Consider the following 20,090-nt stretch of genomic DNA (forward strand, 5'->3'; position numbering starts at 1 on the left):
ACCCGATGGGTGCCGTTCGTCAGCCGAGTTCGAGGACCCGGGCGTGCAGAACCTGGCGTTGCTGGAGCGCTGCGCGGACCGCGCGGTGCAGCCCGTCCTCCAGATAGAGGTCGCCCTGCCACTTCACGACGTGCGCGAACAGGTCGCCGTAGAACGTGGAGTCCTCGGCGAGGAGGGTTTCGAGGTCCAGCTGACCCTTGGTCGTCACCAGCTGGTCGAGGCGGACCGGGCGCGGCGCGACATCCGCCCACTGCCGGGTGCTTTCCCGGCCGTGGTCGGGATAAGGCCGCCCATTTCCGATGCGCTTGAAGATCACACGGAAAGCCTACCGGCCAAGAGCCTCCGGGCGCAGCTATGGAGCGCTACTGCGATGCTGGCCAGAGCGTCATAAATGCAGACATTCCGGAATAGAGGCCGTGATGAGTGGCAGCGACAGCACGGGCGGGAGCGCGGAATCGGGCATCGGAGACGGCGTCGGAGCGGGCCCGGGGGAGGACGTCGGCGTGCTGCCGCAGCAGGCCCGGGAGATCGCGGACGGGTACGTCGTCGACGGCGCCGCCCTCGACCTGGGTGCGCTGCTCTGGGACGGTGCCTGCCTGCCTGCTGCACAGATCCGCATCCCGCTGGCGATGCTCAACCGGCACGGACTCGTCGCCGGCGCCACCGGCACCGGCAAGACCAAGACCCTCCAGCTCATCGCCGAGCAGCTGTCGGCCAACGGTGTGCCGGTCTTTCTCGCCGACATCAAGGGCGATGTGTCCGGCATCGCCGCTCCCGGCGCGCCGGGCAGCAAGGTTGCCGAGCGGGCCGGGCAGGTCGGGCAGCAGTGGGAGGCCAAGGGCTTCCCGTGCGAGTTCTACGCGCTCGGCGGCATCGGCCCCGGCATTCCGCTGCGGGCGACGGTCACCGACTTCGGCCCCGTACTGCTCTCCAAGGTGCTCCAGCTGAACCGTACGCAGGAGCAGTCGCTCGGCCTGATCTTCCACTACGCCGACGCCAAGGGCCTGGAGCTGGTGGATCTGAAGGATCTGCGGGCCGTCGTCGCGTTTCTCGTCTCGGACACCGGCAAGCCCGAACTGAAGGGGATCGGCGGGCTCTCCACGGCCACGGCCGGGGTGATTCTGCGGTCGCTCACCGCCTTCGAACAGCAGGGGGCGAGCGACTTCTTCGGCGAGCCGGAGTTCGAGACGGCGGAGTTCCTGCGGCAGGCGCCGGACGGCCGGGGGCTGGTTTCCGTGCTGGAACTGGCGGCCGTACAGGACAAGCCGCAGCTCTTCTCGACGTTCCTGATGTGGCTGCTCGCGGATCTCTTCCACGATCTGCCGGAGGTCGGCGACCTCGAGCGGCCCAAGCTGGTGTTCTTCTTCGACGAGGCGCATCTGCTCTTCAACGGGGCGTCGAAGGCGTTCCTGGACTCGATCACGCAGACCGTGCGGCTGATCCGTTCCAAGGGAGTGGGCATCTTCTTCGTCACGCAGACTCCGCGCGACGTACCGGGGGATGTGCTGGCGCAGCTCGGCAACCGGGTGCAGCACGCGCTGCGGGCGTTCACCCCGGACGACGCGAAGGCACTGCGGGCGACGGTGAAGACGTTCCCGAAGTCGTCGTACGACCTGGAGGAGTTGCTGACCGGGCTGGGCATCGGCGAAGCGGTGATCACCGTGCTGAGCGAGAAGGGCGCGCCGACGCCGGTCGCCGCGACCCGGCTGCGGTCGCCGCAGTCGCTGATGGGTCCGCTCGGCGCGGCGGGACTGGACGTGGCGGTGAAGGGTTCGTCGCTGTACGGGAGTTACGCACAGCCGGTGGACCGGGAGTCGGCGTACGAGAAGCTCACCGCCGAGCACGAGGCGGAGCAGCGGGCCGCGGCGGAGGCCGCGGGCCGGCCGGCGAAAGAGCCGGCGAAGAGGTCCGGACAGCCGGAGGACGATGCCTCGCTGGTGGAACAGGTGGTGGGGAGTGGAGTGTTCCGGTCGCTGGCGCGGTCGGTCGGGACGCAGCTGGGGCGGGAGATCTCGCGCTCGCTCTTCGGTACGGCGCGCCGCAGGAGGTAGCGGAGGCGGTGGGGTGGGAGCCGGACAGCGGCTCCCACCCGGGAGCAGCCGGCACGGCGGCCGTGCGCCGCCGCGGCCTCACCTCTTCTTTGCTGCCGCCGCCTTCGCCGCCGCCTTCGCCTCCTGTTTGTGCGCGCGGACCTCGGCGAGTGACTCGGGGCCGGTGATGTCGGCGACCGAGCGGTGCGACCCCGCCTCCCCGTAGGGCCCCGCCGCGGCCCGCCAGCCGGTCGGCCGGACGTCCAGCTGCTTGCCGAGCAGCGCCAGGAAGATCTGCGCCTTCTGGGCACCGAACCCGGGCAGCGCCTTCAGCCGTTTCAGCAGCTCGGCGCCGGTCCCGGCGTCGCTCCAGACCGCGCTCGCGTCACCGTCGTACTCCGCGACCAGGAACTGGCACAGTTGCTGTACCCGTTTGGCCATGGAGCCGGGATAGCGGTGCAGAGCGGGTTTGGCGGTGAAGAGCTCGGTGAACGCCTCGGGGTCGTAGGCGGCGATCTCGTGGGCGTCCAGGTCGTCGGAGCCCATCCGCTGCGCCAGGGCGAACGGGCCGGAGAAGGCCCACTCCATCGGGACCTGCTGGTCCAGCAGCATGCCGATCATGGCCGCGAGCGGGCTGCGGCCGAGAAGCTCGTCCGCCTCCGGCTGCTGAGCGATCCGCAAAGTGATGGCCTTGCTCTTGTTGCTCTGTGTCATGTCTTCGATCATCGCGACAGCGGCGGGCGACGGCGAGTCCAGGTGCCGCCGATGGCCGATCGCCGCCGCTGAAGAGGGGACGACGAAGGGCAATCGTCGATGTACTCGCGGCCGTAGGTGCCCGGCAGCGGCCTGGCTCAGACAGACGGTTGCCAGCCGAGAGCCGGGCCGAGCTCGGTGGCGATGTCGGTGAGGATCTGGACGTAGTCGTCGTGGTCGAAGGTGAAGGGCAGTGCGAACGCGACCTCGTCGACCTCCCGGAACGCGGCGTGCGCATGGAGCCGTTCAGCGATCTCGGCGGAACTTCCGACGAGATCGGGCGCGAACATCATGCGGGCCGGCCCCTGCGGAGCGGTGGTGCGAGGCATCCGCTTGTGGGCGTATGCCTCGTACTTGGCGCGCTGCTGTGCCGAGGCGGTGTCGGTGGGGATGACGACCAGCCCGTGGGAGACGCGGGCACGCTCGCCGTCGGGGTGATGGGCGCGGAAGGCCCGGATGTGTGAGAGCTGGATCTCGGCGAAGTCCTCCGACTCCTCCGCCTTCACGACACTGCTGGTCAGGAAGTTCATGCCCTGCTCACCTGCCCAGCGTGCCGACCGCAGGCTGCCGCCGCCGTACCACATACGGTCGGCCAGGCCGGGTGAGTGCGGCTGGACGCGGTCGGAGTACGCCTCGAAACCCTCCGTACCGCTGAAGTCCGTGGCCGGCTCCCCGCGTACGAATTCCAGGAGCCGTCGCACACGCTCGTAACCGAAGTCCTCGGCGTCGGCGGTGTCGGGGTAGAGCGCGTGCTTCACCCGCTCGTACTGCATCGGTGGCCCGACGCTGACCCCTGGATTGAGGCGGCCCCCCGACAGGATGTCGACGGTCGCCAGATCCTCGGCCAGCCGCAGCGGATTTTCCCAGCCCAGCGGGGTGACCGCGGTGCCCAGCTGGATGCGGCTGGTGCGCTGGGAGGCCGCCGCCAGAACGACGACCGGGGAGGAGATGCCGTACTGCAGATGCCGATGACGCACCCACGCGCTGTCGAAGCCCAGTCGCTCGCCCAGCTCGATGATCGAGAGGGTCGACTCGTGGCCCCGGCGCGGATCGGTCTCGTCGAACAGCCCGATGGTCAGAAAGCCCAGCTTCCGCAGTGGCTTCGAGGTCGGCGGCACAGCATTCCTCCATCGCTCACGGCAGATACTGCCGTACACCGGCGTTGCCCCGATTGTGGCCGATGGCGAAAGGGCCCCACCGCTCGCGGTGGGGCCCTTCGTGAGGCGACGGGTCCGTGAGGTGGTCCGGACGAATCGGCCTAGTTGGAGAAGTACAGGTACTTCCAGGACCCGTACGTCGTCGTGTTCACGTTGTCGCCGGACGACCCGTTGACGTACACCGACCGCATCCGCGCCTTGATGCCGGACCGCCCCGGAGCCTCCAGATAGACGGCCGACTTGCCGCTCGTGCCGAGCGTGAAGTACTCGGAGTCGGCGGAGTACCACTTTCCGCCCGAGTAGACCTGGAGGTCGAAGCGCTGCTGACGGCCCTTGTAGTAGGTCATCGTCGTCGTGAGCAGCGGGTCGGTGCTCTTGTGGAACCAGTAGTACGACGTCGAGCCGATCTTTGCCGTCTTGTAGTGCTTGGAGACGGCGGTGGAGACCTTGACCCTGGCGTACGCCGTGGACTTCACCGTCCTGGGCGCGTAGCGGGCGTCGCCCTTGAAGACCGCGGTGATCTCCGTGTCCCGCGTCATGTCGACCCAGGCGCCGATGTTGCCGCTGGAGTTGACCTTCCCGGTCTTCACCAGCTTGTTGGGCTTGTCGCTGCCGAAGGGGTTCGCCCAGATCTCGACCGAGCGGTTCTTGTACGTCGAGCCGAGGTGCGCGGTGAAGGCGACGTCGGTGCCGTAGTTGTAGACCTTGCCGTTCTTGTCCAGGGTCAGTGCCGGCTTCGCACGGGAGACCGCGACCTTGTCGGACGCGCTGACCGCCGTGTGCGCGGCGTCGCCCGCGTAGGCGACCTTGTACGTGACCGTGCCGCCGACCGACGGGGTGTCGGTGAAGGTGTACGAGCCGTCCGCCTTCACCGTGACGGCGGGCAGTGCCTTGCCGCCAGGGCTCTCCAGGTCGGTGCGGGTGACCTGCAGTTTGACACCGCTCGGCAGCGGCACCGTCGCCGACAGCTTCCCGGTCACGGTGAGCTGCTTGCCGCGCGTGGCGGTCGACGGCGCGTTCGCCGTCAGGCTCGGGACGTTCAGCGTCGGGTCGGTGAGCGCCTTGAGGGTGTAGCCCCCGCTTGTCCCCACGAGCGCGAAGATCCGTGAGGAGTCCGGGGCCCATGCCAGGTCGGCCGTGCCGGACGTGCTGGTGGCGTAGGTGCGGAGCGGCTGGGTGGTGTCGGGCCGGTAGACCGCAACCTTGGCCCCGGTGACCTGCGCGACCAGTCCGTTCGCGGCGACATCCGCCTTCTGCCCGGAGGGGTAGGCGCCGGCGGCGCTGAACTTCCCGTCCGCGTAGGCGTCCCGCTGCGCGCCGTTGATCAGCACCTGCGGGGCGCCGGGGACGAGGTCGATGTCCCCGATGCCGCTGTTCAGTGTGTAGTCGCCCCAGTAGTAGGCGAGCAGCTGCGCAGTGGTGCCGGAGACGTCGACGACGGCCATGGAGTCCGTGGAGATGCCGGTCTGGCCGACCGCCAGCAGTCCGGGCGCGGAGGGGTCGGTGTCGAGGAGCGCCGGGTCGTGGATCATGGCTTCGGCCGGCAGCTGCCCGAGCGCCACCGCGTCGGTCCCGCTCACCGGGTCAACCGCGGGGTCGACCGAGCCAAGATTGCCGGACCACTGGTCGCCGTACGAGAACCAGGCCTTGCCCCCGGCGAAGGCGACATAGCGCGGGCCCGTGTCGGTGGCCACGGCGTAGCGGGCCTTGATGTCGAGGGTGGCCGCGTCGAGGGCCACGATCTCGTGGCTGCCCCCCGCAGCCGCGTACAGGGTCGCGCCGTCGTCGGACACCGCCAGATCGGAGACCCCGCTGATGCCGCTCACCGAGTCGACGAGGGCGCCGCTGTAGTCGGCGGCCAGGATCTTCCCGGTCGAGCTGTCGCCGACGAAGACCCGCTTGAGGGCGCCGTCCGCGACGATGCCGCCGGGCGAGGTGACGACGGCGGAGGCAGCGGAGGCGGATCCGGCCGCTGCGACGCTCAGTACCGCTGAGCTGAAGAGGACCGCGAGAGCTGTCGCGGTCGAGATGCTGCGCGTGCGCACAGTGTTTTACCCCCACGAGAAAAACCCGGTGGATGACCGGGAGTTGAAAGCGCCGCGCAGCACCCGGACGTGACCGCGAACGTGCGGTGACAACCGGGGCGCGGCTGCTGTCGGGCAGCGTATGGCATGGGAGTGACAAACGGGTACGGCCCCGCATGCGCCGGGGCATCGCCCATTGGGAGGCGGCGCGAACTCATTCGGGCGCATCACCCGCGCCGTCACTCCTTCTCGTTCTCCCCTGTGGCTTGAGTGATCTTCAGTACGCCGTCCTTCGGCCTTCCGGGGCTGGTCCGCCGGTCCCCTTCCGGTGCCATCCCGCACGGTGACGGCGTCCCCAGACACGATCACCAGGAGTTGTAGTGACATCACCACGACGGTGTGCCGGGCCGGCCGCCGCGGCCGCCCTGCTGGGCTCGCTGTTTCTCGGTGCTCCGGCAGCCCAGGCGGCATCGGCCGCATCGGCCGCACCGGCCGCATCGGCCGCATCGGCCGCCGAGAACACGTACCGGCCATACGTCTGCCGGGGCCTGGTACCGGACCCCATTCCGTACGCCCTGCGCTCGGACTACTTCTGCGACGACTGGCGGCTCGGCCCGAAGAAGCTGCCGACCCGTGGGCTGGTGGCGAACACCCTCGACCGCTACCAGCGCCTCGGCCGCCTCACCGCGACCCGGTTCCTGAACCGGTGGTGGGACCCGGCCGCGGACACCGGCCAGGGAGACTGGCGCTACCCGGACGCCGACGGTTACGCGAAGGACCCCCAGGGGCAGCCGATCGCCGCCGAACTCGTGCTCCACGCGGGTCAGAAGGTCGACCGCTTCGGCAACGAGGCAGGCCGCTACCTGGCACCCGCCGGCACCAAGTACGGGAAGCGGAGCATCCCGCCGTCCAGCCTCAACACCGCCGATCCACGCCACCCGTACAACTACTACCTGTACCGGGTGACCAGGGACGTCGCGGTGTGCGCGGGACCGATCGCCCCGGCGTTCGAGCAGCCCGGCCTGGGTGTCCAGTACGTGACGTCCAGCTCGTACTGCCCGAACATTCCGCGCACCTCCGTGCTGGACCTGGTGCGCAACGGGACCCTGGTGCGGCTCGCGACGTCGTAAGTTTCCCGGCCGCGACGGCTGCCGCATGCCTTGTACGGATCGCCCCGGATGGGAGACTTGTTCCGTGGACCGTCACCAGCTGTGCGAGGCGCTGCGGGCAGCCGGGGTTCCCGATGCCCACTACGAGGTCCCCGGCTGCCCGGGCAGCCGCCCTCCGCACGAGGGCTACTACCTGGCTCAGCGAGAGGGCGAGTGGATCGTGGGAGTCCACGAGCGCGGCAGGCGCGAGGTACTGGAGACCTTCGCCGACGAAAGCCGGGCCTGCGCATGGCTCTACGAACGTCTCACCGACGAGAGCCCGCCGCCTTCCCGGCTCACACCGACGGAGATGGACGAGCTGCTGCACGACAGTGAGGGCATCGAACGGCGAGCGCAGGAGCAGCTCGAACGGGCGCTCGCGGAGAGCCGGCGCGGGACCCGGCACGACCCACCGACCGGTGGCCACTGAGCAGGGCCGGCCCAGGGGGCGCCATGTCTCCCGGCCTTTCCGGCCGCATCGACATCGACCTCCTTCCCGGACGACCGGTCGCCGCCTGACTCACCACCCTGAGCGGCGCTGTCCAGGTGCAGCGAGTGGCAGCCATGCCGGGGTCGACAGAGGATGAGAGCGCTGCTTCCGCGCCGCTAAGGAGGCCCGGACATGCGCTGGTGGTCGTCACTGATCACGATCGGCCGGGACGGGCTACGCATCCAGCGGGCGTTCGCCGCCCCCTCGGCGATCGCACGGGCCGTACTGGCCGTGCTGCTCGCCACGGTCCTCGGCCGGTTGCTGGACGACCCGGTCGCCGGGGCCATGGCCAGCGTCGGTGCGTTCATCTGCGGCATCGGTACGCTGCTGACGCCACTGCGGCACCGTGCGGTGAACGCGCTCGGGATGGCCGCGGCCTTCAGCGCAATGGCGGTGCTGGGGGCCCTGGTGCACGGAACCACCTGGCTGTTCCTGCTGCTGCTCGCGGTAGCGGCGTTCGCCGCCGGACTGTGGCGGACGCTGGGCGTCGCGCCCGGCATCCGGGGTTGCCTCACGCTCATCGGGCTGATGATCACGGCTGATCTCGCTCCCGACGTGCACGGCGGCCTGGTGATGGCCGGGTGGATCGCGACCGGGACCGGACTCGTCGTGGTCCTGCAGCTGCTCCCGCCGTACGGTCCGCGGTTCGCCGCCCAGCGGCGCGCCCTGGCGGCCCTGTACCAGTCGCTCGCCGAGGCCTCGGTCACGGCCGACTCCGCCGGCTCGGTCCGGTCCGATCCGTTCACGGCGGCCCGGCAGGCGCTGGGCCTGCTGCCGCAGTTCAGCCGACCGCCGGCGGCGGCCGTGTTCGGACTGCTGGGAGAGGCCGAGCGCATCCGCCGCGCGCTGCAGACCCTGCGGCTGACGGTACCCGCGTCGGTAGCGGCCGGGAACGAGGAGGCACTGGCCGCCGCCGCGCAGGTGCTGGGCGACATCTCCCGTACGGTGGCCTCCGGCCACGAGCACCACATCCCCGACGAGGTCTGGACCCTCCTGGAGTCGTGGGCGGCCGACTCGCCCGTGCGCAGCCCGCGCGACCTGGCCGCGCGGCTGCGGCTGGCGGAGCAGCTGGCCCGGCGCTCGACCGACGCCCGCCTCGGCGATGTGTTGGAACCCCACACCGAGGTGCCGGGCCTGTACGCGGGTACGCCGTCCGTGGCACGCACCGCCCGGCGGATTCGGGCGCAGTTGCGTCCCCAGTCGCCGATCTTCCGCCATGCGGTGCGGCTCGCAGTGGGCGTGGCGGTCGCCGAGGTCGTCGGCCGGTCGATCGGCGGGTGGGGCGGGCTGGGCATCTCCGCGCACGGGTTCTGGGTTGCCCTGACCACCATGCTGGTGCTCTTTCCCGAGTACGGGCACACCATCGCCCGCGGCTGGGGACGGGCGGCCGGGGCCGTGCTGGGCGGCTTCCTCGCCTGGGTGCTGTCCCTGCCGCACTGGTCGCCCACCGGCCTTGCGGTCGCGTTGGTGGTGCTGGCCGCGGCCTCGTTCGTGACCCTGCGGACCGGACAGCTGATGCTCAACCTGTGGCTGACCACTTGGATCGTCTTCCTGATCCACCACGTCGGCGGGCTGCCCGGGCCCACGGCGTGGGCCCGCGCCGCCGACACCGTGCTCGGCGCCGCGCTCGCCGTACTCATCTTCCTGGTCTGGCCGACCTGGTCCACCCGGCGGCTGCCGGGCCTGCTCGCGGAGTGGCTGCGGGTGCAGGACCGGCTGCTCCCCGAGCTGCTGACCGGCTATGCCGACGTCAGAGCGACCGATCCGGCAGCCATCGACGAGCTGCGAGCGCGATCACGGCAGGTCAGGGAGCACCTGGAGGCCGCGGTGGAGCGGTCGCACGCCGAGCCGGCCGAGCACCGCGGGCCCTGGTCGAGTGCTCAGCTGGAGCAGATCAGGACCCAGGTGTCCAAGGTCGCCGGATGCGCCACCCTGCTGGGCGGACACCTGCCGCGTACCCCGCAGGACACCGTGCCGGGGCTGACCGAACTGGCCGATCCGCTGCACGAACACCTTGCCGCCCTGGCCCGCGCCGCCGCCGGAGCCGAGACCGTGGTCCCGGGGGCACTGCGGTCGGTGTTCGACTCGTTCATCGCCCGCTCGGGCCTGCTGGCCGAGACGTCCGACGGCTCCGGAAGCGCCGCGACCAGCCGCGCCGTCGCCCTGAGCTCCGCAACCGTCGACGCCGTCGAGGCCCTGACCGCCACCATTGCCTCCCGCCACCGCCCCCATCGCCACGCGACAGCCTGAAATTCCGGGGGGTCGCCGTCCGCACTGACCATGAGAGGCCTGGATCCCTGCCGTGGCCCGACCACCGGACCAGTCGCCGGCTCGCCCGTGCTCACCTGCGGATGATGTGGTCCCACGGATATGGGGTGGTCAGCGTGACTGGTGGACCTCCGGCCCCTGCTGCCATCGGTTGCGCGTAGAGATCCGGGCCCGATGAGGTGGGAGGGAAGCCTGGCATGGCGGCGTCGAGATGCGCATCCAGGCTCAGCGCAGCGGTGACGAGGGCAAGGTGGGTCAATGCCTGCGGGAAGTTGCCGAGTTGCTCGCCGGTCAGCCCGATTTCCTCGGAGTACAGACCGAGATGATTGGCGTAGGTGAGCATCTTCTCGAAGACGAGTCGCCCTTCACGCAGATGGCCGGCGCGGGCGAGGGCTTCGACGTACCAGAAAGTACACGCCGAGAAGGTGCCTTCGGAACCGCGTAGCCCGTCCGGAGAGGCAGAGGGGTCGTACCGGTACACGAGGCCGTCGGACACGAGATCTTTCTTGATCGCGTCCAAGGTCGAGAGCCATCGCGGATCCTGAGGGGGGATGAACCCGACCGCGGGCATCCGCAGAAGCGCGGAGTCCAGGACCTCGCTGCCCAGGTACTGCGTGAACGCGGCACGCCCCGGACTCCAACCTCGCTGCAGGATCTGCCAGTAGATGGCGTCGCGTTCCTTCGTCCAGCGCTGCACCTCGGCGGGGCGGCCGCTTCGGGAGGACATGCGGATGGCTCGGTCCAACGCGATCCAGCTCATGAGCCGCCCATAGGTGAAGTCCTTGTCACCGCCCCGCGTTTCCCAGATACCGGCTTCGGGACGGTCCCAGTTCTCGCACACCCAGTCCACCGTGTCGATCAGCGCCTGCCAGACGCGGCAGGTTGTCGGCAGACCGCGCTGGTCGGCGAAATGGAGGCACTCCAATGCCGATCCGTAGATGTCGAGCTGCAACTGGTCAGCGGCACCGTTACCAACCCGCACCGGGGCCGAGGAACGGTAGCCCTCCCAGTGACCCAGGGTCTGCTCCGCCAGGTCGGAGGAGCCGTCGACGCGGTACATGATCTTCAGAGGGTGCTCGCCCGGACCGGCGGCTTCCTGAACGCGGTCGCCCAGCCACTCGGTGAACGCCATGGCTTCGTCGGTGAATCCCAGCCCGAGCAGCGCGTGCAGGGACAGGGACGCATCACGCACCCACGCGTAGCGATAGTCCCAGTTGCGCTCGCCTCCGACCTGTTCCGGCAGGCTGGTGGTCGGAGCCGCGACCATGGCCCCGGACGGGGCATACGTCATCAGTTTGAGCGTCATGGCGGAGCGGTTGACCACCTCCCGCCACCGTCCCGTGTAGCGCGAACACGCCAGCCAGCTGTGCCAGAAGGCGATGGTGTCCTCCAGAAGGCGCTCGCATTCCTCCGGCGGAACGACGCGTGGCGGACCGTCAGCGAACGTCTCCAGCACGAGACCGCGGGTCATACCGGCTCGCAGGCCTATAGACATGAGCACGTTACCTGCGCGGATTCTCCGGTCGTCCAGGCGCTCGTCGTCGAATGTGTCCACCACGTGGATGGTCAGGTCCGTGTCTCGGCCGGCGAAATGCCAGCCGCCCATGGACGATGTGACCTCATGCGGTTGCCGCGCGTAGTCGAACCGGGGGGCGATCTCGATGTCGAACGAGATCTCGCCGCGTGTGCACCGCAGCATGCGGACCAGCCGGTGGTTGCTCGTCGGGTTGCGTGGCGAGGCAGGCGGCATGAAATCCACGACCGATCCGACGCCTTGCTCGGTCATGAATCTGGTGAGCAGCACACAGGTGTCCGGGTAGTAGAGCTGCTTGGTCGCATACGTCGGCGCCTGGGGAGCGATGGTCCAGTGACCGCCGTTCTCACCGTCGAGCAGTGCTCCGAAGATACTCGGCGAGTCGAATCGCGGGCTGCAGAACCAGTCGATCGTTCCCTCGGTGGAGACCAGCGCCGCCGTCTGCAGGTCACCGATGAGTCCGTGGTCTTCGATCAGCGGATGTTCGTTCATGGGGTCTCTTCCCATTTGCCTGGCGTCAGCGGTGACGTCGCTGCTCCCGGCCATGCCGCTTGCGGACACGCCATGTGCCCCACCTCCAGACTGCCCGGCGTTCCCAGGGTTCGCATTACTCCTGGAAGCGGACCGACTCGTCCGGCACATACGCCGACGGTGTCCTCCGGTGGGAGAGGCCGGCTTCGTCCGGATAGCCGGATCACCCGGCCACCGCAGCAACGGTTCTGCCCATCCTCGGTTCCCCGAGCAGGTCGTGATGCAGATCATGGGGTGGTCGTCCACGGCGATGGCGGCCCGCCGTCAGCACGTGACGGGCGGCATCCTCGCCGATGTCGCGCAGCGGGTCGGCGGCCTCGTCCGGGAGGTGGCTCAGGACGCCGAGGAGAGTGGGCCGGAGGGCTCCGAAAAATCTCGTGAGACTGCGGACGAGACCACGAACGTCGAAGGGCCCCACCGCAAGCGGTGGAGCCCTTCAACGTATTGCCCGGTGAGAGCAATGGCGGAGGATACGAGATTCGAACTCGTGAGGGGTTGCCCCCAACACGCTTTCCAAGCGTGCGCCCTAGGCCACTAGGCGAATCCTCCGCGGCAAACAATACAAGACGTTGAGGAGTGCTCGCGAACACGTTCCCCACGGCGGGGGTCGGGACGGCGGCCGGTGGACTTGATCGGGGTGGGATCGGCTAAGGTAGGCATCAGCCCCTCACGTGGCGCTATCTGACTGAACTCCCCCAGGGCCGGAAGGCAGCAAGGGTAGGTTGGCTCTGGCGGGTGCGTGGGGGGCCCTTGCGTTCTCGGGGCCTGCGGAGTTTCCCGGCGTCTTCCGGTGGTGCGGGGCCGCCCGGGCCCCGGTGCTGTGCCCGGGCCGGGGCCGGTTGTCGGTCCGCCCCGATAACCTCGTAGGTGTGTCGTCCCTTGCGCTGTACCGCCGCTATCGCCCCGAGTCGTTCGCCGAGGTCATTGGGCAGGAGCATGTCACTGACCCGCTGCAGCAGGCCCTGCGGAACAACCGGGTCAATCACGCGTACCTGTTCAGTGGGCCGCGCGGCTGCGGGAAGACGACCAGTGCGCGCATCCTCGCCCGCTGTCTGAACTGTGAGCAGGGGCCGACGCCGACGCCGTGCGGGGAGTGCCAGTCCTGCCGCGACCTCGCGCGCAACGGGCCGGGGTCGATCGATGTCATCGAGATCGACGCCGCATCGCACGGTGGCGTGGACGACGCCCGTGATCTGCGGGAGAAGGCGTTCTTCGGGCCCGCGTCCAGTCGTTACAAGATCTACATCATCGACGAGGCGCACATGGTCACATCGGCGGGGTTCAACGCCCTGCTGAAGGTGGTCGAGGAGCCGCCGGAGCACCTCAAGTTCATCTTCGCGACCACCGAACCCGAGAAGGTCATCGGCACGATCCGGTCGCGTACGCACCACTACCCGTTCCGCCTCGTGCCGCCGGGGACGCTGCGCGAATATCTCGCCGAGGTCTGCGGCAGGGAGAACAGCTACGTCGAGGACGGCGTCCTCCCGCTGGTCGTGCGGGCCGGTGCCGGATCCGTGCGTGACTCGATGTCCGTGATGGACCAGCTGCTGGCGGGCGCGGGCGACGACGGTGTGACATATGCCATGGCGACCTCGCTGCTCGGTTATACGGACCTGTCGCTGCTCGACTCCATCGTGGACGCGTTCGCCGCGGGCGACGGGGCCGCGGCGTTCGAGGTCGTGGACCGGGTGATCGAGGGCGGAAACGACCCGCGGCGCTTCGTCGCCGACCTGCTGGAGCGGCTGCGCGACCTGGTGATCCTGGCCGCTGTGCCGGACGCCGGGGAGAAGGGCCTCATCGACGCACCCGCCGATGTGGTCGAGCGGATGCAGGCCCAGGCGTCCGTCTTCGGCGCCGCCGAGCTGAGCCGCGCCGCCGACCTGGTCAACCAGGGGCTCACGGAGATGCGCGGGGCGACCTCGCCCCGTCTCCAGGTCGAGCTGATCTGCGCTCGGGTGCTGCTCCCCGCGGCCTTCGACGACGAGCGTTCGCTGCAGGCCCGGCTGGACCGACTGGAGCGCGGCGCGTCCTTTGCGGCCGCCGGGGCCGGGCCCGCCATGGGATACGTACCGGGGCCTCAGGCGCAGGCGCATGCACCGGTAGCCGTGGTTCCGCCGGGTGACGGGGTCGCCGCGGCGCGGGCAGCCGCGCGGGGGGACGCCCCCGAGGCCGCGCCCCCCGCCGCGCCCGTACAACCCGCCGAGTACGCGGCGCCGGCAGCGTCCGCTGCTCCTGCTCCTGTTCCTGCTCCTGCTCCTGCCCCCGCCGCTCCGCAGCCGCCCTCCGAGGCTCCCGCGGGTGGGCAGCGTCCCGGGGCCTGGCCCGCCGCGGCCGCGCCGGAGTCCGGGCGCCGCCCCGGTGGCTGGCCGACCGCCTCCGCCCCGGGTCAGGCACCGGCCCCCGTCGCCCCTGCCCCGGCCCCCGCAGCCCCGGCCGCCGCCTCCGGTGCTCCCCAGCCGAGCCCGGGCATGATGCAGGGTGCCGCGCAGGTGCGGAACATGTGGCCGGACATCCTCGAGGCCGTCAAGAACCGGCGCCGGTTCACCTGGATCCTGCTCAGCCAGAACGCGCAGGTCACCGGGTTCGACGGCGCTACCCTGCAGATCGGCTTCCTGAACGCCGGTGCCCGCGACAACTTCGCGAGCAGCGGCAGCGAGGACGTGCTCAAGCAGGCGCTCGCCGAGCAGTTCAACATGCAGTGGAAGATCGAGGCGATCGTCGACCTGTCGGGTGGCGCGGGACAGCCCCCGCAGACCGGTGGTGGCCGGCCGTCCGCCCCGCCCGCACCGCAGCGCCCGGCCGCGCCCGCCCCGCAGCAGTACGAGTCCCGGCCCGCGCCGGCCCAGCACCAGCAGCCGGGCGCCGCCCCCGCCGCGGCCCCCGCCCCGCAGCCGCAGGCCGCTCCCGAGCCGCCGCGTCCGGTCGCCCCGGAGGACGACACTCCGGAGGCGGACGACCCGGATCTGGTCGACTCGGCGCTCTCCGGTCATGACCTGATCGTCCGGGAGCTGGGGGCCACCGTCGTCGAGGAGTTCACCAACGAGTAGCGCGGGCCGGGCGGGGCCGCGGTACGCCTCACGGGATGTCCACGGAGCGGCATCCGTCAAGGCCGCCGCGCCCCGGCGGTTAGGCTGCACCCCGTGAAGGTCCTCGTCATCGGCGGCGGCGCCCGCGAACACGCCCTGTGCCGCTCTCTCTCCCTCGACCCCGACGTCACCGCTCTGTACTGCGCGCCCGGCAATGCCGGCATCGCAGAGGTGGCCGAACTGCACCCGGTCGACGCGCTCGACGGCGACGCCGTCGCGCGCCTCGCCACCGAACTGGGCGCCGAGCTGGTGGTCGTCGGCCCGGAGGCGCCGCTTGTCGCCGGGGTCGCCGACGCCGTGCGCGCCGCGGGCATCCCCTGCTTCGGCCCCTCCGGTGAGGCGGCCCAGCTTGAGGGCTCCAAGGCGTTCGCCAAGGACGTGATGGCCGGGGCGGGTGTCCCCACCGCCCGCAGCTACGTCTGCACCACCCCCGCCGAGATCGACACCGCCCTCGACGCCTTCGGCGCCCCGTTCGTCGTCAAGGACGACGGCCTCGCCGCAGGCAAGGGCGTCGTCGTCACGGACGACATCGCGGCGGCCCGTGCCCACGCGCTGGCCTGCGACCGCGTGGTCATCGAGGAGTTCCTCGACGGCCCCGAGGTGAGCCTCTTCGCGATCACGGACGGCACCACCGTGCTGCCGCTCCAGCCCGCCCAGGACTTCAAGCGCGCCCTCGACGACGACGAGGGCCCGAACACCGGCGGCATGGGCGCGTACTCCCCGCTCCCGTGGGCCGATCCCAAGCTGGTCGACGAGGTCATGGAGACGGTCCTCCAGCCGACCGTCGACGAGCTCCGCCGCCGCGGCACCCCTTTCTCCGGGCTGCTGTACGCGGGTCTCGCGATCACCTCGCGCGGCGTCCGGGTCATCGAGTTCAACGCCCGCTTCGGCGACCCGGAGACCCAGGTGGTCCTGGCCCGTCTGAAGACTCCACTGGCCGGTGTCCTGCTGGGTTCCGCCAACGGCACCCTCGACGAGCTGCCCCTGCTCAAGTGGCGTGACGACGCCGCGGTCACCGTGGTCATCGCCTCGCACAACTACCCGGACACGCCGCGGACGGGTGACCCGATCCACGGCCTCGACGAGGTGGCGGCGCAGGACGCCCCGCATGCGTATGTCCTGCACGCGGGGACCAGGCGTGACGGCGACGAGATCGTCAGCGCGGGCGGCCGCGTGCTGTCCGTGACCGCGACCGGCAAGGACCTCGCCAGCGCCCGCGAGCGTGCCTACACGGCGGCCGCTCGGATCCGGCTCGACGGCTCGCAGCTGCGTACGGACATCGCGCGGAAGGCCGCCGGAGTCTGACCGGCCGGCCCTGTGCATCGCGCCCCCTCAGGCCCGAGGCCCGAGGGGGTGCGGCATGTCCCCGGACGTCCCGGCCGGCTGCCCGAGCGCCTTTGCCCTATGGACACCGGTCCGTCAGCACCTTTGCCCAAAGCCATTCCATCGAGTGACGGCTGAGCCATCCGGATGACGGCCGCCGAGGCCCCAACTAGGGTGCGGCGCAAGCGTTCCGGCACTTGGCCCACCGGCATTGCGATGTCAGTGACGGGTGCCACAGTGGGGGAGTGAGCACTACCGCCGCGGGGGCAGAGGGGGTGACGTCCGGCTGTGTCCGGTACCGGTACTGGTGAGGAGCTGGGTGCGCAGGCTGCGCGCGCCAGAGCTCTCGCCCTGCTGCGCATCCGCAGCAGGGCGACAGCCGTGGCCCTGCTGCCGGCGGCGGTCGCCGTCGTGCTGCTCGTCGCAGCCGCGCAGGGCCGCATCGGCGGCGGCGGTTGGGACGCCGTGCGCTGGGCCGTGACGGCCTGCGCGGCGGTCGTGCTGCTGGGCGCCGCAGCGGTCTCGGTCGCGATCGCACGAGCGAGGCCGGCGGTCAGTCCGACCGTCCCGCTCACCGAGCAAGCCGCCCCCGATCTCTATCGGCTGGTCCGGGACCTCGCCGACCGGCTCGACGTACCCGCGCCGTCGGCCATAGCCCTGACGCCCGACTGCGACAGCTGGCTGGAGGACCGCACACACCGCTCCGCGCAGCCCGCGGAGAGCCCGGCGACCCGGCCCGCCGCTCCCGGTGGCCGCCGTCATCGGGCGCCGGTGGCGCCCGTGCTGGTCATCGGGTCGCCGTTCCTGTGGTGGATGCGGGTCGCTGAGCTACGGGCGGTGCTCGCCCCGGTCGTCGCGGGTACGGGCCCCGCCGCCCACCCCGATATAGCCGCCGCCCGCCGTTTCGTACGAGGGCTGGACGGCGCGGTCGCCGACGCGGCCGCCCCCGCCCTCGGACGGTTCTCGGGGCTGCGCAGGCTGCCGCGCGGCCTCGTCGGCTGGATCGCCCGGCTGCTCCTGCGCAGCTGTCGCGGCCATGCCGCCGCGATGGAGCGGGGTGTCGCCGCCGCCGCGTCCGAGCGTGCACAGGCTGTGGATTACGGGCTGCGGATCGCGGCCCAGGAGCAGGTCGGCCTTGCCTACGCGGGCTGGGACCGGCTGCTCACCCGGGTCGCGCTGCCGGCCTGGCGGATGGGCCGCTGGCCGTCACGACTCGACGCGGGCGTCGTCTCCGCCCTCACCGAGCTGTCCCGGCGTGATCGCCTCGCCGAGGGCTTCACCTCCCGACTCGGTGAGCGCCCCGCCTGCGACCTCCTCGAGGAGCCGGGCGCCGCCGACGAGGCGGCCTCGCTGCTCGCCGCCCGCCTCTTCCACGGCGGCCCCGCAGAGACCGGTCCCGACTGGTCCCCGGTCGACTGGCAGCAGTATCCGGAAGAGGTCGTCGACCGGAAGTGGCGTACCGAAGCGGCCCGGCTGCTCCGCGTCCTCGACGCGATGGGCGTACGTCCCGCCCCGGCCGGAGGACCCGACGAGGCGGTCGGGGGAGCCGGGGCTGTCCGGGCTTTCGGGGCACACGGCGCCGATGCCGTCGGTGTCGCCGTGCCCACACTGGCCCGGGTCGTCGAGCAGCTCGCCGGCCCGGACGGGCGGGGCGAGGAGCTCGCGGCCGGGATCAGCGCGGCGGTGGCCCGCGAGGAGGCGGCAGCCCCGCAGCAGCCCCCGGCAGGCCCGCCCGCCGTTTCCGACGGGGACGCCCTGGACTTCTGGGGCCCCGACCCCCTGCCGCTCTTTCCGCTCCAGCCGCCCCGTACCGGCACGGAGCTGCTCGCAGATCATGTCGCGGCGATGGTCTGCTGTGCCGCCGTGGACACGGCAGGCGCGGCGCCCGGCCTCGACTGGCTCGACGGGCCGGCCCTGCTGGTCGACGGCGAGCGCCGGGCGGATCTGGGTAGTCCCGTGCTCAGCCTGGTCGAGGACGGGGACGCCGGACCGCTGCGTTGCTGGCTCGCCTCGGTCGGTGTCCGCACGGACAAGCCCGTCCGTCTCGTGTGACCCAGGGCCCACCCCGTCCCCGCCCGGCAATCCGGAGGGGCGCGTTCCATTCACGTCAATTCACGACGAACGGTGACGGAGTGCATGCGTTATGTGATGTGCTGGGGATCGGCGCTGACAGCCGTCACATCACAGGCTGACACTCGGCGCGCCGAGTCGGCACATCACCGTTGTCTCGGGGGATTCGAGGGAGGTAAGCGCTATGGGGGCGGAGCAGATTCGTCGGTGGGAATCGGGTGCCCTGGCGCATGCCGTCTCCGACCCCTTCGGCCAGGGCCCCCTCCCCTGGCTGCGCGGCAGCGAGAACTACTTCGACGACACCGGCCAGGTCGTCCCCTGGTACGCCGATCTCGCCCTGGCCCGAGGTACCGGAGGCGGCACCCGTACCGCCGACGACGTGCACCGCCAGATCAAGGGCTTCATCTCGACCGGCGCGGCGGCACCCGGCGAGGCGATCGACTTCCACATCACCGTGGACCCGCCCCAGCAGTTCTCCGTGGACATCTACCGGATCGGCCATTACGGCGGCGACGGCGCCGCCAAGATCACCACCAGCCCGCGGCTCTCCGGCATCGTCCAGCCGCCCCCGCTCACCGCCGACCGGACCGTCTCCTGCCACCACTGGTGGCAGTCCTGGCGGCTGCAGATCCCCACCTACTGGTCGATCGGCGCCTATGTCGCCGTGCTCACCACGGCCGACGGATACCGCTCCCACATCCCTTTCACGGTGCGTGACGACCACCCGGCGGATCTGCTGCTCGTCCTGCCGGACATCACCTGGCAGGCGTACAACCTCTACCCCGAGGACGGCCGCACCGGCGCCAGCCTCTACCACGCCTGGGACGAGCAGGGCCGGCTCCTGGGCGAGGAGGACGCCGCGGTCACCGTCTCCTTCGACCGCCCGTACGCGGGTGCCGGTCTGCCGCTCCATGTCGGTCATGCCTACGACTTCATCCGCTGGGCCGAGCGGTACGGCTACGACATCGCGTACGCCGACACCCGAGATCTGCACGCGGGCCGGATCGACGTCGGCCGCTACCGGGGCCTGGTCTTCCCGGGCCACGACGAGTACTGGTCGGTCCCGATGCGCCGCACGGTGGAGGCCGCCCGGGAAGGCGGCACCTCGCTGGTCTTCCTCTCCGCCAACACCATGTACTGGCAGGTCAGCCTCTCCCCGTCGCCGTCCGGCGTACCGGACCGGCTGCTCACCTGCCGCAAGCGCCGTGGCCCGGGGAAGCCCGCGCTCTGGCGCGAGGTCGACCGGGCCGAGCAGCAACTCCTCGGCATCCAGTACGCGGGCCGGGTCCCCGACCCCCACCCCCTGGTCGTACGGAACGCGGAGCACTGGCTCTGGGACGCGACCGGGGCCGACGAGGGCGACGAGATCGACGGACTGGTCGCGGGCGAGGCCGACCGCTACTTCCCGCGCACCACACTCCCCCAGCACGAGAACCGCATCCTGCTCGCCCACTCCCCCTACCAGGACAGCGAAGGCGCGACGCGCCACCAGGAGACGTCCCTGTACCGGGCCCCTTCAGGCGCCCTCGTCTTCGCCTCCGGCACCTTCGCCTGGTCCCCGGCGCTGGACCGCCCCGGCCATGTGGACCCGCGCATCCAGCGCGCCACCGCCAATCTCCTCGACCGCATCTGCAAACACGCCTGAACGACTTGTCGCCGCCGCCACGCGCTGCCCC

At 70.9% G+C, this 20,090-nt stretch carries 13 protein-coding genes, 1 tRNA gene and 1 other RNA gene; 9 read left to right on the plus strand and 6 right to left on the minus strand.

From position 1 onward, the window contains the following. Positions 1-19: 19 nt before the first annotated feature. Entirely contained in the window at positions 20-316 is a 297-nt protein-coding gene (locus OHB49_RS22365; protein ID WP_003955420.1) for a type II toxin-antitoxin system VapB family antitoxin, read from the minus strand. Between the two features lie 103 nt (positions 317-419). Between OHB49_RS22365 and OHB49_RS22370 the strand changes: the two genes are divergently transcribed. Continuing rightward, positions 420-2,051, plus strand: a complete 1,632-nt coding sequence (locus tag OHB49_RS22370) for a helicase HerA-like domain-containing protein (RefSeq protein ID WP_329162466.1) — start codon at positions 420-422, stop codon at positions 2,049-2,051. Between the two features lie 78 nt (positions 2,052-2,129). On the opposite strand, the gene OHB49_RS22375 is transcribed toward OHB49_RS22370, so the two are convergent. The 3 genes from OHB49_RS22375 to OHB49_RS22385 all read right to left on the minus strand — a co-directional run bounded on the left by OHB49_RS22375 (position 2,130) and on the right by OHB49_RS22385 (position 5,985). Next, positions 2,130-2,744 (minus strand): HhH-GPD-type base excision DNA repair protein, encoded by a 615-nt coding sequence (locus tag OHB49_RS22375; protein WP_329162468.1) that lies wholly within the window; start codon positions 2,742-2,744, stop codon positions 2,130-2,132. Between the two features lie 137 nt (positions 2,745-2,881). Next, complete coding sequence (locus tag OHB49_RS22380) at positions 2,882-3,901, minus strand: LLM class flavin-dependent oxidoreductase (RefSeq protein WP_329162469.1); 1,020 nt, start codon at positions 3,899-3,901, stop codon at positions 2,882-2,884. Between the two features lie 140 nt (positions 3,902-4,041). Further along, on the minus strand, positions 4,042-5,985 hold the full coding sequence (locus OHB49_RS22385; protein ID WP_329162471.1) for a YncE family protein: 1,944 nt from the start codon (positions 5,983-5,985) through the stop codon (positions 4,042-4,044). A gap of 359 nt (positions 5,986-6,344) precedes the next feature. Between OHB49_RS22385 and OHB49_RS22390 the strand changes: the two genes are divergently transcribed. The 3 genes from OHB49_RS22390 to OHB49_RS22400 all read left to right on the plus strand — a co-directional run bounded on the left by OHB49_RS22390 (position 6,345) and on the right by OHB49_RS22400 (position 9,852). Next, positions 6,345-7,094, plus strand: coding sequence for a TNT domain-containing protein (locus OHB49_RS22390; RefSeq protein ID WP_329162473.1), 750 nt, complete (start codon positions 6,345-6,347; stop codon positions 7,092-7,094). A 64-nt stretch (positions 7,095-7,158) separates the two neighbouring features. Further along, the gene (locus tag OHB49_RS22395; RefSeq protein ID WP_052189785.1) at positions 7,159-7,542 is read left to right on the plus strand and encodes a hypothetical protein; all 384 of its coding nucleotides are present in this window, start codon (positions 7,159-7,161) and stop codon (positions 7,540-7,542) included. Positions 7,543-7,734: 192 nt separating this feature from the next. After that, complete coding sequence (locus OHB49_RS22400) at positions 7,735-9,852, plus strand: FUSC family protein (RefSeq protein WP_329162475.1); 2,118 nt, start codon at positions 7,735-7,737, stop codon at positions 9,850-9,852. 91 nt (positions 9,853-9,943) lie between these two features. Here the strand turns inward: OHB49_RS22400 and OHB49_RS22405 are convergent, their stop codons facing one another. Then, complete coding sequence (locus tag OHB49_RS22405) at positions 9,944-11,896, minus strand: glycoside hydrolase family 15 protein (RefSeq protein WP_063756381.1); 1,953 nt, start codon at positions 11,894-11,896, stop codon at positions 9,944-9,946. A gap of 500 nt (positions 11,897-12,396) precedes the next feature. Then, positions 12,397-12,484, minus strand: a tRNA-Ser gene (locus OHB49_RS22410). A 110-nt stretch (positions 12,485-12,594) separates the two neighbouring features. On the opposite strand from OHB49_RS22410, the gene ffs reads away from it, so the two are divergent. The 5 genes from ffs (at position 12,595) to OHB49_RS22435 (ending at position 20,059) form a co-directional block, all read left to right on the plus strand. Beyond that, positions 12,595-12,689, plus strand: an RNA gene (gene ffs / locus OHB49_RS22415) — signal recognition particle sRNA small type. A gap of 115 nt (positions 12,690-12,804) precedes the next feature. Continuing rightward, complete coding sequence (locus OHB49_RS22420; RefSeq protein WP_329162479.1) at positions 12,805-14,982, plus strand: DNA polymerase III subunit gamma and tau; 2,178 nt, start codon at positions 12,805-12,807, stop codon at positions 14,980-14,982. Between the two features lie 93 nt (positions 14,983-15,075). Continuing rightward, a complete protein-coding gene (purD, locus tag OHB49_RS22425; protein ID WP_030979963.1) occupies positions 15,076-16,326 on the plus strand; it encodes a phosphoribosylamine--glycine ligase in 1,251 nt (416 codons plus the stop codon). Between the two features lie 306 nt (positions 16,327-16,632). Then, the gene (locus OHB49_RS22430; protein WP_329162482.1) at positions 16,633-18,396 is read left to right on the plus strand and encodes a hypothetical protein; all 1,764 of its coding nucleotides are present in this window, start codon (positions 16,633-16,635) and stop codon (positions 18,394-18,396) included. A 202-nt stretch (positions 18,397-18,598) separates the two neighbouring features. Beyond that, positions 18,599-20,059: a N,N-dimethylformamidase beta subunit family domain-containing protein gene (locus OHB49_RS22435; RefSeq protein ID WP_329162484.1), complete on the plus strand. Its 1,461-nt coding sequence runs from the start codon at positions 18,599-18,601 to the stop codon at positions 20,057-20,059. Positions 20,060-20,090: the final 31 nt, after the last annotated feature.

Source organism: Streptomyces sp. NBC_01717 (genome assembly GCF_036248255.1).
In the GTDB taxonomy this organism is placed as follows: Bacteria; Actinomycetota; Actinomycetes; order Streptomycetales; family Streptomycetaceae; genus Streptomyces.

Excerpts from the sequence above, each read along its gene's own strand:
- OHB49_RS22370 (WP_329162466.1), top strand. The coding sequence starts at position 420 with ATGAGTGGCAGCGACAGCACGGGCGGGAGCGCGGAATCGGGCATCGGA.
- OHB49_RS22375 (WP_329162468.1), bottom strand. The coding sequence starts at position 2,744 with ATGACACAGAGCAACAAGAGCAAGGCCATCACTTTGCGGATCGCTCAG.
- OHB49_RS22400 (WP_329162475.1), top strand. The coding sequence starts at position 7,735 with ATGCGCTGGTGGTCGTCACTGATCACGATCGGCCGGGACGGGCTACGC.
- OHB49_RS22405 (WP_063756381.1), bottom strand. The coding sequence starts at position 11,896 with ATGAACGAACATCCGCTGATCGAAGACCACGGACTCATCGGTGACCTG.
- OHB49_RS22435 (WP_329162484.1), top strand. The coding sequence starts at position 18,599 with ATGGGGGCGGAGCAGATTCGTCGGTGGGAATCGGGTGCCCTGGCGCAT.